Here is a 15,678-nt window from a genome sequence, read left to right as displayed (position 1 = left end):
GTATATTTAATAACATTATAAAACCATGTGATTATTGTAATTAGAGTATATATTATTTATACTTAATTATAGCATTAGCTAAACAAAGTGTCTATTTAATAACAATTAGTATTAAATTAGATTTAGATAAAGGAGAGAAATATGGCGTATATAGAGATAAGGGATGCATATAAAAGATATAAAATTGGAGAAAACACTATTATAGCAAATAATGGTATTGATTTTTCAATAGAAAAGGGTGAATTTGTTATTATCTTAGGACCCAGTGGTGCTGGTAAAACAACTGTATTAAATATACTTGGAGGAATGGATACTTGTGATGAAGGCAAGGTAATTATTGATGAGGTTGATATATCAAAGTTTAACAATAAGCAGCTTACAAATTATAGAAGGTATGATGTAGGCTTTGTATTCCAATTTTATAATTTAGTTCAAAATTTAACTGCAAAGGAAAACGTAGAGCTTGCTACACAAATTACAAAAGATGCTTTAGATGTTGATGAAACTCTTAAATTAGTTGGACTTAGTCATAGAAAGGGGAATTTTCCATCTCAACTATCAGGAGGCGAACAGCAAAGAGTAGCTATAGCAAGAGCAATAGCTAAAAATCCTAAATTGCTTTTATGTGATGAGCCAACAGGTGCTCTTGATTATAAAACAGGAAAGCAGATTTTAAAGACTTTACAAGATACATGTAAAAATACAGGAACAACAGTAATTGTTATAACTCATAATTCAGCTCTTGCACCAATTGCAGATAGAGTTATAAAAATCAAAGATGCAAAGGTTAGATGTGTTGAAGTAAATGAAAAGCCTGCTTTAGTTGAATCTATAGAGTGGTAGAGGATAAAATATGAAAAATAGCGCATATAAAAAATCAATAACAAGAGAAATATTATCTTCAAAAGCAAGGTTTATTTCTATATTAGCAATAATATTTTTAGGAGTAGCTTTTTATTCTGGAATAAAATCAAGTGGACCAGACTTAAAAGAGTCCATAAATGAATTTTTTAGTAAACAAAATTTAATGGATAGCAAGATAGTATCTAGTATAGGTCTTAATGATAATGATTTAAAGTTACTTGAAAATAACGATAAAATTTTAGATTATTATGGAGGGCATAGTGTAGATGTAAATTTAACTAATACAAATAACGTAGTTAGGTTTATGGAATATAACACTAATAATTTTATTAATAAACCTATTGTTATAGAAGGTAGGTTACCAGAAAATAGTGGAGAGATAGCTTTAGATAAAAATGCTTTGAAGGAAAATAAAAATTTTAAAATAGGTGATAATTACACAATAGAATCTAATGTAGATTTAGATAAATACTTTAATAAAAAAGCTTTCAAGATTGTTGGATTTATACAAAGTCCTATGTATATAGAGAATATATCTAGAGGGACAACAACCATTGGAAAAGGAAGTGTAGACTACTTTGCAATTTTAAATAGTAGTGATATATCAATGGATGCATATACTGAGATATATGTACGATTTAAAAATGTAGAGAGGCTTGGTTCATATAGTGATGAGTATAAAGAAAAGATGGAAGAAAATAATAAGTATCTCGAAGATTTATATACCAATAGAGTTATAGAGAGAATTGAAGAAATAAAAGTAGATGTACAAAAAGAGTTTAATAAAGCTTATAAAGAAATGGAATTTGGTGAAAGAAATCTAGAAGAAATACAAAAGGAAATAGATAATAGCAAGCTTAAGCTTAAAGAAAAATTAAATGCGTTAGATGATAGCAAATATTATTTCTTTGATAGAGAAGATAATCCAGGTTACACAACTTATAAGGGGTCAATTGAAAGTTTAGATAAAATAGCATCAGTATTTCCAGTTTTTTTCTTTCTAGTTGCAGCACTTATATGTTTAACTACAATGACTAGAATGGTAGAAGAAAATAGAGTAGAAATAGGAACACTAAAGGCATTAGGATATAGAGATTTGGAAATAGCTAGAAAATTTATAGTTTATGCGGCATTAGCTAGTATTATAGGAAGTGTACTTGGAATAGTAGTTGGAAGCAATATACTTCCTTATATAATCAATAAAGCATATACATCTGCATTTACTTTACCAAATGTAAAAATAAATTATTATCCATCATACATAATTCAATCTTTATTAGTTTCAATAGTTTGCACAGTAGGGGCAGCATTAATTGTATTAAAGGGCGAATTAATAGAAAATCCTTCTAATTTAATGAGAGGAAAAGCTCCAAAGCTTGGTAAGAAGATAGTATTAGAAAGAATTACACCAATATGGGAAAGATTAAACTTTAATCAAAAAGTAACGTTTAGAAATCTTTTTAGATATAAGCAAAGGATGTTAATGACAATACTTGGTATATCGGGATGTATGGCTATGCTTGTTGCAGGACTAGCTCTTGAAAAATCTAATTCTTCAGTTATGGATATTCAATTTGGTGAATTACTAAAGTATGATGCTATTGTAGTATTTAATAACAAGAATATTATAAAAGAAGATGAAGAATACAATGAATCTTTAAAGAATTTAAAAGGATATGAAAGTAGTTTAAATATTTATCAAGATTCAGTTACTTTTAGTAAAGAGGGGATAAGCAAGCAAAATGCTACTATATATGTGCCAGAGAATATAGATGAGTTAAGTAAATATATATTATTAAATGATAGGAAAACTAGCATTGAGTATAAACTATCAGATAATGGTGCAATTATAAATGAAAAGCTTGCAAAAATTTTAGATGTATCTGTAGGTGATAATATAATTGTAACAGATTCAGATAATAATAATCATGAAGTTAAGGTAGATAATATAGTAGAAAATTATGTTGGACACTATATATATTTATCACCATCATATTATAAGAAGATATTTAATACTGATCCAACATATAATGCACAATTATTAAATTTAAACTCAGATAGAGAAGATGATAATAAATTAGCTACCGCTATTATGAACAATGAAAAAGTAGTAAATGTTACTTTAGCTTCAAAGATGAGAAGTTTAAGTGAATCTGCCGATTTAGGATTAGTTATGATAGTAATAATAATTGCCTCAGGAAGCTTGGCATTTGTTGTTCTATATAATCTAATAAATATAAATGTATCTGAGCGTATAAGAGAGATATCTACAATAAAGGTACTAGGTTTTTATGATAATGAAGTAGCAATGTATATATTTAGAGAAAACATAATACTAACAATACTAGGAATACTTCTAGGATCATTTCTTGGGAAAATATTATATGTATTTTTAGTAAGCACAGCAGAAATGGATAATATGATGATGATACCAACTGTAGGTATTAATGGTTATATAATTTCAGGTTTAATTACAATGTTTTTTGCTATATTAGTTATGATAATGATGTATATAAAACTAAAAAAAGTAAATATGGTTGATGCATTAAAATCTATAGAATAAAAGTTAAATTAAAGGAAGTGGTATTTTATCTCTTCCTTTAAATTTTAATCTAATTTTAATCTTTCTTATATTTTAGATTAATCTACTAAAAGTATTATATAACCATGATGAATGATTAACAAATACATTGAGGTAATTTAAATGGAAAGAAATGAAATGATTAAAATTATAATTGAAAAGGCTAATGTAACTCGTGAAGAGGCAATAGAAGTGCTTGAAAAATGTAACTGGGATGTTGTAGATTCTATAATATATTTAGAGAGAAATGGAAAAATAGAAAATAATGAAATTACTACAATAATTGAAGTCTGGAAAAAATAATAACAATGAGCCCTATTTGTTCATTCAAGATAATGGAATAGGAATGGATGAAAAAGATGTAATACACATATTTGAGCGATTTTTTAGAGCTGATACTTCAAGAGTTAGAAAAAATGGTGGTACAGGACTAGGACTTTCCATTGCTAAATGGATTGTTGATATTCATAAAGGATATTTTAGTGTTTTAAGTAGGAAAGACATTGGTACAAGAATAACTGTTTTACTACCTAAAAGGTAGTAACATATAGTTTAATATTTTTTGTGTATAATAAATATTGTAGACTTAATAAATAGAATAATATATTATGAAAATCAGTAATATAGTGATGTTACTTATAAGGAGAGATAGTATGACTTTAGATGAGTTTTGTAAAGGTATTAAAATTAATGAGGAAACTAAAGTTATGATTAGTAAACAAATTTTATCTAAAGATGTATTTGAAGAGTATAATAAACTTTTTAATACTGACAAAAATAAATTTCTTTATAAATTAGATAATGAAGAAAATAAAGAAGAGATAGGATTAATATTTTATGTAATGAAGTCATTAGATATATATGAAAGGTTTTTAGAAAAGGGTATTTCAAAGAAAATATTTTTTGATACATTCCATGATATTACTTTATGGAGCAATTATTATAAAAATAAAACTGGGAAAATTGGATTAGCAGAATTACCATGGTTTATAGCACATACAGAAATGAAGTTATTTAGACTTGGACGACTACAGTTTGAAATATCAGTATTAAATAAAGATAGAAATATAAATGGTAAGTGGTATAAGAAGGGAATGAAAATATTAAAAGTTCATATTCCAGAAGGAAAGTCTCTTGAAGAAAAGGAATGCCAAGAGTCTTTTCTTGAGGCAATAAAATTTTTTGGTACGGAGTATACAATGTTTTTCTGTGAATCATGGTTATTATCACCTAATTTAAAAGATATATTACCAGCTGAAAGTAATATTATAAAATTTCAAAATAGATTTTTGATAATAGATATTATTTATACATCTAGGCAAGCAGAAGAAAGAATATTTGGAGAAGTATTAGAAGATAAAACTAAATATTCAGAAGAAACAAGCCTTAGAAGAAAAGCAAAGGAATATTTAAAAATTCATGATGATTTGGGCATTGGAATTGGATGTATACTAATTAACCCCTAGGATTTTATTATACAACTAGAGGTTAATTATCGTATGAAAATATCATAACTTTAACTAAAAAGAGTAACTTCTCTTGATTTGAGAAGTTACTCTTTTTGTCTTTATAAATATATAACAACTTTAAATAGTTTTATTAAACTACAGGGTGTTTTATAAACATACCTCTATACTCCAATGGAGATTTATTTAAATATTTACTAAATATTTTTGAAAAATAAGATGGACTATTAAATCCAACTAAATAACTAATTTCACTAATTGAGTAGCTACTTTTTCTTAGTAAGTCACAAGCTTTATTAAGTCTATAATTTATTAGATATTCTTGTGGACTTATATTCATATGCTTTTTTATTAATTTAAATAAATGACTTCTATTTATATTTAGATGATTAGATATATCAGAAATTGAAATATCCTGATCATAGTTATCACGTATATAATCAATAAAAAGTGATATATATTTTTCATAAGAAGTAGGTTCAATAGTTAGGAGATTATTATTTTTAACGATTAACTTATTAAAGAATAAATAGAGGTTTCCTATAGCTTGAAAATATTGATCACTATTACAACCTTCTAAAATGTTTTTAAAGCAATTATTGATAAAATTATCATCAGTATAATTAAAAGTAAATTTAGAATCGTTAAATCCACAAGAGTTTAAAATTTTTGAAACTTCACTTCCATTAATACCAATCCAACGGTAGCACCAAGGATTTTCTGTATCTGGATAGTAATTGTTATCAGTATATGGAGGAATTAAAAATCCATCACCTTTTTTTAATTTATAGACTTCACCATTCATAAAAAAGAGACCTTCTCCAGATAAAATATAATGTATCAAATAGTAGTCTATTTGTTCATATTGATAAGGGATACGAGGTTTACATTCTTCATAGCCGCATTCGTATATATATAATTCTTTGCTAGCTTGTTTATCGGTAGTAAAAACTTGAATTTGGGTATTCATATAAAAAACTCCTTTAAAGGTAAATGTTTACAAACAAAATAGATAATTGCAACATAAGTACAAGTTTTAGCAACATTCGTATATTGTTACAATAACCATAACATAATATAATTAGCATATCAAGTAAACGATTTTATAACAAAATTAGCTATATTATACGAGGGGAGGATATGAAAAATATTATTCAAATTTTAGGAATTATAAAAGCATAAAAAAACATTTTGTAAACAAAAGTACAAATAAAGAAAAGGGAGAATTGTAATGAGTAATAGAAGACAAACCTTAAGCTCAGGAGCTTTAATGTTAATGACTTTTACAGCAGTATTTTCATTTGGAAATATTATTGATAGTAGTGTAAATGTAGGACTGGCTACCATTCCTTCATACTTATTTGGAACAATATTCTATTTCTTTCCATTTGCGTTAATGATAGGAGAGTTTGCTTCAGCTAATGGAGAATCAGAATCAGGAATCACTAGTTGGATAAAAACAGCATTAGGTGCAAAATGGGCATTTTTAGGATCATGGGCATATTTCTTTGTAAATTTATTCTTTTTTACATCACTATTACCAAAAACATTAATTTACGGATCTTATGCAATGGTAGGAAGAAATGTTTTTGATGGAAAAACAGTTTTAATTTCAGTAATTTCAATAATTCTATTTTGGGGTGTAACAATAATATCTACAAAGGGTGTTAGTTGGGTATCTAAAATAACTAGTTTATCAGGAATAGCAAGAATACTATTAGGAATAGGATTTATAGTTTTTTCTTTCGGAATTATAATTTTCTTAGGAGAATCACCAGCACAAGAATTTACAGTACAATCTATGACACCAAAGTTTGATTGGAAATATTTCATGGTATTAGCATGGATATTACAAGCAGTAGGTGGAGCAGAAAGTATAGGGGTTTATATAAAGGATGTTAAAGGCGGAAATAAAGCCTTCATAAAAACTATGTTATTATCAACATTAGTTGTTGGATTATTATATGCATTAGGGGCAGCAGCAGTAGGTATAGTTGTACCAGAAAGTACATTACATGGAAATTTCTCAAATGGGTTATTTGATTCATTCGTTTTATTAGGTGCTCATTATGGAATTGGTAATATTATTACAAATATTGTTGGATTTATAATGTTACTTGCAAGTTTAGGTTCATTAGTATTATGGACAGCTGCACCAGTTAAAGTTTTATTCTCAGAAATACCAGAAGGAATATTTGGAAAATGGGTTGCTAAAACTGATAATCAAGGAAATCCAGTTAATGCATTATACCTTCAAGCAGTTATAGTTACAATACTTTTAATAATACCAGCATTAGGAATAGGTTCAGTAGATTCATTATTAGAAATATTAATTAATATGACAGCATCTACATCATTAATACCAGTTTTATTCTTCTTAGTTGGATATATTGTATTAAGACTTAAGAAAGATACCATTGTAGATAGAACTTTTAAAGTAGGATCAAGAAAGTTTGGAGTAGCTATAGGTGCATTATTACTTGCATTATTTACTTTCGTATTTGTTATCTCATCAGTACCATCACCAACAGATATAATGGCATATTTTAATGGTACATTAGAAGCAGGTGCAGCTAACCCAATATTCGTACTTATATACAATATATTAGGATTAGTAGTATTCTTAGGATTTGCTTTAATATGTTGGAAGAGATATGAAAAAAGAGTTGGAAAAGATGTAGCAAATGAAGTTGATAATTCATGTTCAGTTCAATAATAAGAAAAATAATAAATAATAATGGGGGATTAAAATGAAAAATTTCGGACCAATAAGTTCTAAGATTGATAAAATGCTTCATGGAGCAGACTATAATCCTGAACAATGGATTGATGTTCCAGGTATTTGGGGTGAAGATGTTAGATTAATGAAGCTTTCTCATAGTAATGTTGTAGCAGTAGGAATATTTTCATGGACAATGCTAGAGCCAGAAGAAGGTAAATTTAACTTTGAATGGTTAGATGAAGTAATGGATTTAATGCATAAAAATGGAAATCATGTTATACTTGCAACACCTAGTGGAGCTAAGCCAATATGGATGGCCCATAAATATCCAGAAACATTAAGAGTTGCACCAAACAGAGTAAGAAATTTATATGGAGAGCGTCATAATCATTGTTATACATCTCCTATATATAGAGAAAAGATTGCTATTATAGATAGAATGTTAGCAGAAAGATATAAAGATCATCCAGCTTTAATTATGTGGCATATTTCTAATGAATTTGAAGGTCAATGTAGTTGTCCTTTATGTGAAAAAGCATTTAGAGAGTTTTTAAAGGAAAAATATGATAATAGTTTAGATAAATTAAATGAAGCATGGTGGACTAAGTTCTGGAGTCATACTTATGGATCATGGGATGAAATTGAGGCTCCAGCGCCTCATGGAGAGCCAGCATTACATGGATTAAATTTAGACTGGATGAGATTTGTTACTCACCAAACATTAGATTATTATAAACATGAAAGAAGCATTTTAAAGGAGATTACACCAGATATTCCTGTAACTACTAATTTCCACGATTATGTATCTCTTCAAAGAGGAATTGATTATTGGAAATTTGCACCGTATTTAGATGTTGTATCATGGGATAACTATCCATATTGGCATGGTGAAAGAAGTGATGATCATGAAGGAAGTAGAATCGGATTTGTTCATGATTTAAATAGAGCGCTTTTAAACGGTAAGCCATTTATGATGATGGAAAGTTCTCCAAGCTCAACTAACTGGCAACCAGTTGCAAAGCTTAGACGTCCAGGTATGCATGTATTATCTTCACTTCAAGCTGTAGCTCATGGATCAGATACTGTTCAATACTTCCAATGGAGAAAGAGCAGAGGTTCTTCAGAAAAGTTCCATGGAGCTGTGGTAGATCATTGTGGGCATGAGAATACAAGAGTATTTAGAGATGTAACTAGAGTTGGAGAAATACTATCTAAACTTGATGAAGTAATTGGAACATCTGTTGAACCAGAAGTAGCAGTTATTTATGATTGGGAGAATTTCTGGGCTATTGATGATGCACAAGGACCAAGAATTGAGAAAAAAGATTATTATGATACATGTCAAAAGCATTATAAAGCATTCTGGGATATGTCAGTTCCAGTTGATGTTATAAACATGGATTGTGATTTTTCAAAATATAAAGTAGTTGTTGCACCAATGCTTTATTTAATGAGACCAGGTGTGGGGGAAAGACTTGAAGAGTTTGTAAGTAATGGTGGAACTTTAATAACTACTTATTGGAGCGGAATTGTTAACGAGAATGATCTATGCTTCTTAAATGGATTCCCAGGACCTCTTAGAAAGGTTACAGGAATATGGGCAGAAGAGTTAGATGCTCTTTATGATGAAGATGTAAACTATGTAGCTATGGAAAGTGAAAATAGTCTTACTATGAATGGAGAATATGAAGCAAGAATATTCTGTGATTTAATACACTCTGAAGGTGCTGAAGTTCTTGCAACATATAAAACTGATTTCTATAAAGGAAGACCAGCCTTAACTTGTAATAAGTTTGGAAAGGGAGAAGCATACTATATAGCTTTTAGAAATAATGATGAATTTTTAAGAGATTTCTATAGAAGTTTAGCTAAAAAGATAAAATTAGAGAAAGCTATAGATTTAGAATTACCAACAGGAGTTAATGCACAAGTTCGTAGAGATGAAAAAAATGAATTTATATTCTTATTAAACTTCTCTGATGAAAACAAAGTTATAAATACTAATGGTATGGAATTAACAAATGTAGAAACTGGAGAAAAGGTAGAAAAGAATATAGAAATTGAAGCTTATGGAGTTAGAATATTTAAGAAATAATATTAAAAACATTTTAACTTAGAAAAAATATAATTAATATAAAAGAAAAAATGATGGTTTTAAAAAACTCATATCAACTAAGATATGAGTTTTTTTTTGTTTAGAATAAATTCTTAATAATATTATATTAAAAAATTAAAATCATCAAATTAACTTATTAACTTTAGATAATTAATATAATATACATATAAAATTTAATTAAAATACATAAAAAATTAATAATTTTTAGAAAAAGTTGAATTTTAAGATATAGACAATCAATAAAAGTCGATTTTTGTAGAAAAACAAAGAAAGAGTTAGAAGGGATAATTTAATTAGATTAGAATCAGTTTAGAGATAAAGAATATCAATTAGAAGCATGTTATTATTTTAACATATTAAAGAAGAGGTGATATAAATGAAAATAGCAATTGCTGGCGCTGGAGCTATGGGAAGTAGATTTGGACTTATGTTACATAGAGCAGGTAACGAAGTTATATTAATTGATAAGTGGGCTGATCATGTAAATAAAATAAAAGAATCAGGTTTAAAAGCGAACTTTAATGGTGAGGATGTTGTTGAACAAATACCAGCATTTTTCCCAAGTGAAATGGAAGGATATGCAGATACTATTGATACTGTAATATTATTTACAAAAGCTATGCAATTAGATGATATGTTACAATCAATAAAACCAATATTATCAAAAGACACTAAAGTATTATGTTTATTAAACGGATTAGGCCATGAAGATACTGTTAAAAATTATGTGGCTGAAGATAATATTTTACTTGGAAACACTATGTGGACAGCTGGATTAACAGGTCCTGGTGAAGCAAAACTTTTTGGAAGTGGAGAAGTAGAACTTCAAAACGTATATGAAGGTGGAAAAGAAGCTGCGTTAGAAGTTGTAAAAGTACTAAGTGAAGCAGGATTAAATGCAAAATATAGTGAAAATGTAAAGTATTCTATATGGAGAAAAGCTTGCGTAAATGGAACATTAAATGGGACATGTACTGTTTTAGATTCAAATATTGCAAACTTTGGAGCAACTAAAGCAACGGATAAAATAATTCGTACAATTATTAACGAATTTGCAGATGTAGCAGAAAAAGAAGGCATTATTCTTGATCGTGAAGAAATTGTAAGTCATGTTAAAACTACTTTTGATCCAAACGGAGTAGGTAAGCATTATCCATCTATGCATCAAGATCTAATTAAAAATAATCGTTTAACAGAAATTGATTATATTAATGGAGCAGTATGTAAAAAAGGTGCAAGATATAATGTTTCAACACCTTACTGTCAATTCTTAACTTTATTAGTTCATGCAAAAGAAGAAATTTTAATAGCACAATAATAGCAAAGGAGATATTTAAATATGTCTGAAAATAAAAGACTTACCCCTAAGGATTTTTTAAACAAGGTTCTAGCAGGGACAGCTTTAGGAATTATAGTTGGACTTATTCCAAATGCTGTTTTAGCATCTATTTTAAAATTATTTGAACAAACAGATTTTGTAGTTTTATTAACTAGAACAGTTGTTATGTTTCAATTAACTACTCCATTATTAATAGGAGCACTTATTGCATTACAATTTGGATTAAATCCAATGAAAATGGCTGTTGTTGCAGGAGCTGCATTTGTAGGTTCAGGTGTTACTATGTTTAATCCACAAATGCAAAATATGGCAAATAAAGTTATGGGTGCATATGTAAGTGCAGGAACTGGTGATATAATAAATACTATGCTTACTGCATCATTAGCAGTAATTTTAATATTATTAGTGGGAGAGAAATTCGGTTCAGTAGGTATAATCCTAACACCTATTCTTATAGGAGCTGGATCAGGCTTAATAGGCTTACTTATTCTTCCTTATGTTAAGAGTTTTACAGGTCTTATTGGAAATGGAATTAATTCATTTACAAATTTACAACCTGTAGTAATGAGTATTTTAATAGCTTGTTCATTTGCTGTATTAATTATTTCGCCAATATCAACAGTAGCTATTGGTATGGCAATTCAATTAAATGGTATATCAGCAGGTGCGGCAGCAATGGGAGTTGCAGCAACAACAATAGTATTAGTTGTTCACTCTTGGAAAGTTAATAAACCAGGACTTACAATGGCTGTTGGTTTAGGTGCAATGAAAATGATGATGCCAAACTTATTCCGTTATCCAATTATTTTAGTACCTATTTTATTTACTTCAGCTATTTCAGCAATACCAGTTGCAATATTTAATGTTATGGGAATACCTTCATCAGCTGGATTTGGATTAGTTGGATTAGTTGGACCGTTAGCATCAATTAATGCAGGATTAAATGTAGCGCTAGCAGTAATAATATGGTTTGTTATTCCTACAGTAGTAGCAATAATATCATTAGTATTATTTGAAAAAGTGCTTAAATTATATAAAAAAGAAGAAGCTTTTGCTTATCTTGGATAAAATAATGAAAATATCAAAGTCAAAATTAATTGGCTTTGATATTTTTTTTAAACATATTTAATATTTAATTTTAGTTATTAGAGTTATAAATAAAACTAAAAAATAGGATTAGAAAAAACTATAAAAAACAATGAATGTATTAATAAGTATTGACAGAAAAATGAAAAGTAGATAAAATTAAGGTATACAATTTAATAAATCTTCAGGGCAGGGTGTAATTCCCTACCGGCGGTAAAGCCCGCGAGCCTTATTGGCATGATTCGGTTAGATTCCGAAGCCGACAGTATAGTCTGGATGGAAGAAGGTAAATATAAAGTATAGCAATTTTTGTATAACTATATATTTTTTTGTGTATTATAGCTCTGAAATATTTGATATTTCAGAGTTTTTTATATATGAAAATATATGTTTGTTTATTGTTGTATATTTAATGCCCTGAGTATTTTTACTTAGGGTTTTATTTTTTATAAAAGCCTAGGATTTTATTAAATGATTATTAATATTTAAGGGGTATAAATATGGATAAGGGATATATGAAAATGGCTTTGGAATTAGCTAAAAAAGGAAGAGGACGAGTAAATCCTAATCCAATGGTAGGTGCTATTATTGTAAAAAATGAAAAAGTAATTGGGGTAGGTTATCATGAAGAGTATGGTAAAGCTCATGCAGAAGTAAATGCAATAAACAATGCAGTTTATGATGTAAAGGGAGCTACACTTTATGTTACGTTAGAGCCTTGTTCTCATTATGGAAAAACACCACCATGTGTAGAAAAAATTATAGAAAATAAAATTAAAAGGGTTGTAATAGGAATGGTTGATCCTAATCCTTTAGTTTCTGGGAATGGAGTTAAAAAGCTTAAACAGGCTGGAGTGGAAGTTGTTATAGGTGTTTTAGAAGATGAGTGTAAAAAACTTAATGAAGTATTTATTAAATATATAACTTATAAAAAGCCTTTTGTAATATTAAAAACAGCTATGTCGTTAGATGGCAAAATAGCTACATCCTTAGGAGAGTCAAAATGGATAACAGGAGAGGAATCTAGAGAAAAGGTTCATAGATTAAGAAATGAAGTTTTAGGAATTATGGTGGGCATAGATACAGTAATAAAAGATAATCCACAGTTAACTTGTAGGTTAAAAGAAGGTAAAAGTCCAACAAGAATAATTGTAGATAGTAAACTTAGGATTCCAATGGAGTCAAAGGTATTAGAGGATATAAGTAATGTAAAAACAATTATTGCAACAACTGAAAGTGCTGATAAAAATAAATTAGTTAAATTAGAAGCTTTAGGAGCTAAGGTGTTAACTATAAAATCAAAAAATAACAAAGTTGATTTAAATGATTTAATGATTAAATTAGGACATTTAAAAATAGATAGTATCCTTCTAGAAGGAGGAGCTAAATTAAATTTTTCAGCTTTAGAAAGTGGAATAGTAGATAAAGTACAATTTTATATTTCTCCTAAAATAATTGGTGGGACAGGTTCAAAAACTCCAGTAGGGGGAAATGGTATAGAGCTATTGAAAGATGCCTATAAAGTTAAGGATATAACATTAAGAACTATTGGAGAAGATATTTTAATTGAGGGATACATTTTAGGAGGTAAAAGTTAAATGTTTACTGGAATAGTTGAGGAAATAGGTATAATACAGGGAATAAAAAAAGGAGAAAAATCATCAAAACTATTAATAAAAGCAAATAAGGTTTTAGAAAAAACAGTTTTAGGTGACAGCATTTGTACCAATGGAGTATGCCTTACAGTAACTAATTTAAATGGGAAAATATTTGAAGCTGATGTAATGGCAGAAACGTTAAGAAGAAGTAATTTAGGAGAACTTACTATTGGAAGTAAAGTTAATTTAGAAAGGGCTCTTAGTTTAGAAAGTAGATTAGGTGGACATATAGTTAGTGGACATATAGATGGTATTGGTAAAATTATTTCCCTTGTAAAAGAAGATAACGCTGTTTGGGTTACTATTACAGCAAAGTATAGTATTTTAAAATATATAGTAGAAAAGGGTTCAATAACAATAGATGGAATAAGCTTAACAGTAGCACAGGTTGATGATAAAGATTTTAAGGTATCAATAGTTCCACATACTGCTAAAGAAACAACCTTACTTATTAAAGGTGTAGGAGAAACTGTTAATTTAGAGTGTGATTTAATAGGCAAATATGTAGAAAAGCTTTTAATGTTTAATGAGAATAAAAATAAAAGTTCTATAAGTGAAGACTTTCTTAGAAATAATGGATTTATTTAATGGAATAAAGGGAGGAATATAAAATGAATTTTAATAGTATTGAGGAAGCAATAGAGGATATTAAAAAAGGAAAAATAGTTATAGTAATTGATGATCCAGATAGAGAAAATGAAGGAGATTTGTTAATGGCAGCAGAAAAGGTAACGCCAGAGGCAATAAACTTTATGGCTAAGTATGGTAGAGGATTAATATGTATGCCAATGGAGGAAGAAAGACTTAAAACTTTAAATATTAATCCCATGGTAGAAAATAATACTGATAATCATGAAACAGCTTTTACAGTTTCTGTAGATCATATTGATACAACTACTGGTATTTCAGCTTTTGAAAGAGCATTAACAATAGAAAAATTATTAGAAGCTTCAAATGGAGATGACTTTAGAAGACCAGGACATGTATTCCCTTTAATAGCTAAAAAAGGTGGCGTTTTAAAAAGAATTGGACATACTGAAGCAGCTGTAGATTTAGCTAAACTAGCAGGATTAAAGCCAGCAGGAGTTATTTGTGAAATTATGAGTGAAGATGGTACTATGGCAAGAACATTAGAACTACTAGAGTTTGCCAAGATTCATAATTTAAAAATTATTACTATAGCAGATTTAGTTAATTATAGGAAAAGAGAAGAGGAATTAGTTGAAAGAGTAGTTGAAATAAAAATGCCAACAAAATATGGTGATTTTAAGATGTATGGATTTGTTAATAAATTAAATGGAGAGCATCATGTAGCTTTAGTAAAAGGAGAGATAAATGAACATGTGCCTGTACTAACTAGATTACATTCAGAGTGTTTAACTGGAGATGCATTAGGCTCTAAAAGATGTGATTGTGGAGAGCAATATGATGCGGCAATGAAGAGAATTGCTGAAGAAGGATCAGGAATTTTATTATACATGAGACAAGAAGGTAGAGGAATAGGGCTTATTAATAAATTAAAGGCTTATGCATTGCAAGATGAAGGTTATGATACTGTAGAAGCAAATATTAAATTAGGATTTTTAGCAGATATGAGAGAGTATAGTATAGGAGCACAAATTCTTAAAAATTTAGGAGCCAAAAAACTTAGGATTATGACAAATAACCCAAAAAAGGTTAAAGGAATAGAAGATTATGATATTGAGGTAGTTGAAAGAGTAGCAATCCAAATGAATCATAATGAAAGCAATGAATTTTACTTAAGAACAAAAAAAGAAAAGTTAAATCATATTTTAAACATTAAATAAATTAATAAATGTGATAATTTGAAATTATTGTTAAAAAA

Annotated in this window: 11 protein-coding genes, 2 pseudogenes and 1 riboswitch; of the genes and pseudogenes, 12 read left to right on the top strand and 1 reads right to left on the bottom strand. The window is 28.4% G+C overall.

Features of this window, described 5'->3' with window-relative positions; translation table 11 throughout:
- Positions 1–141 precede the first annotated feature (141 nt).
- The 5 genes and pseudogenes from ACYQ1T_RS02090 to ACYQ1T_RS02070 all read left to right on the top strand — a co-directional run bounded on the left by ACYQ1T_RS02090 (position 142) and on the right by ACYQ1T_RS02070 (position 4,911).
- Positions 142–843 (top strand): ABC transporter ATP-binding protein, encoded by a 702-nt coding sequence (locus ACYQ1T_RS02090; protein ID WP_459831180.1) that lies wholly within the window; start codon positions 142–144, stop codon positions 841–843.
- 10 nt (positions 844–853) lie between these two features.
- Positions 854–3,427 carry an FtsX-like permease family protein gene (locus tag ACYQ1T_RS02085; protein ID WP_459831179.1) on the top strand — a complete coding sequence of 858 codons (2,574 nt, stop codon included), beginning with the start codon at positions 854–856 and terminating at the stop codon, positions 3,425–3,427.
- 141 nt (positions 3,428–3,568) lie between these two features.
- Positions 3,569–3,736 (top strand): annotated as a pseudogene (locus ACYQ1T_RS02080) (UBA domain-containing protein); the annotation flags it as partial.
- Positions 3,729–3,986 (top strand): annotated as a pseudogene (locus tag ACYQ1T_RS02075) (ATP-binding protein); the annotation flags it as partial. The pseudogenes ACYQ1T_RS02080 and ACYQ1T_RS02075, both read left to right, overlap by 8 nt.
- 112 nt (positions 3,987–4,098) lie before the next feature.
- Positions 4,099–4,911, top strand: a complete 813-nt coding sequence (locus tag ACYQ1T_RS02070; protein WP_459831177.1) for an acyltransferase domain-containing protein — start codon at positions 4,099–4,101, stop codon at positions 4,909–4,911.
- A gap of 133 nt (positions 4,912–5,044) precedes the next feature.
- On the opposite strand, the gene ACYQ1T_RS02065 is transcribed toward ACYQ1T_RS02070, so the two are convergent.
- Complete coding sequence (locus ACYQ1T_RS02065) at positions 5,045–5,881, bottom strand: AraC family transcriptional regulator (RefSeq protein ID WP_459831176.1); 837 nt, start codon at positions 5,879–5,881, stop codon at positions 5,045–5,047.
- A gap of 261 nt (positions 5,882–6,142) precedes the next feature.
- Here ACYQ1T_RS02065 and ACYQ1T_RS02060 point away from each other — a divergent pair, with 261 nt between their 5' ends.
- The 7 genes from ACYQ1T_RS02060 to ACYQ1T_RS02030 all read left to right on the top strand — a co-directional run bounded on the left by ACYQ1T_RS02060 (position 6,143) and on the right by ACYQ1T_RS02030 (position 15,640).
- Positions 6,143–7,627, top strand: coding sequence for an amino acid permease (locus tag ACYQ1T_RS02060; protein ID WP_459831174.1), 1,485 nt, complete (start codon positions 6,143–6,145; stop codon positions 7,625–7,627).
- A gap of 34 nt (positions 7,628–7,661) precedes the next feature.
- On the top strand, positions 7,662–9,728 hold the full coding sequence (locus ACYQ1T_RS02055) for a beta-galactosidase (protein ID WP_459831173.1): 2,067 nt from the start codon (positions 7,662–7,664) through the stop codon (positions 9,726–9,728).
- Positions 9,729–10,125: 397 nt separating this feature from the next.
- Positions 10,126–11,067: a 2-dehydropantoate 2-reductase gene (locus ACYQ1T_RS02050; protein ID WP_459831172.1), complete on the top strand. Its 942-nt coding sequence runs from the start codon at positions 10,126–10,128 to the stop codon at positions 11,065–11,067.
- A gap of 21 nt (positions 11,068–11,088) precedes the next feature.
- Positions 11,089–12,156, top strand: coding sequence for a PTS sugar transporter subunit IIC (locus tag ACYQ1T_RS02045; RefSeq protein ID WP_459831170.1), 1,068 nt, complete (start codon positions 11,089–11,091; stop codon positions 12,154–12,156).
- A 194-nt stretch (positions 12,157–12,350) separates the two neighbouring features.
- Positions 12,351–12,466: riboswitch (FMN riboswitch) on the top strand.
- Between the two features lie 208 nt (positions 12,467–12,674).
- Positions 12,675–13,772, top strand: coding sequence for a bifunctional diaminohydroxyphosphoribosylaminopyrimidine deaminase/5-amino-6-(5-phosphoribosylamino)uracil reductase RibD (gene ribD, locus ACYQ1T_RS02040; protein WP_459831169.1), 1,098 nt, complete (start codon positions 12,675–12,677; stop codon positions 13,770–13,772).
- Positions 13,773–14,420: a riboflavin synthase gene (locus ACYQ1T_RS02035; protein WP_459831167.1), complete on the top strand. Its 648-nt coding sequence runs from the start codon at positions 13,773–13,775 to the stop codon at positions 14,418–14,420.
- 23 nt (positions 14,421–14,443) lie between these two features.
- Positions 14,444–15,640: a bifunctional 3,4-dihydroxy-2-butanone-4-phosphate synthase/GTP cyclohydrolase II gene (locus tag ACYQ1T_RS02030; RefSeq protein ID WP_459831166.1), complete on the top strand. Its 1,197-nt coding sequence runs from the start codon at positions 14,444–14,446 to the stop codon at positions 15,638–15,640.
- Positions 15,641–15,678: the final 38 nt, after the last annotated feature.

The organism is Clostridium carnis, assembly GCF_054657435.1.
This window is presented reverse-complemented; position numbering and strand designations above follow the sequence as displayed.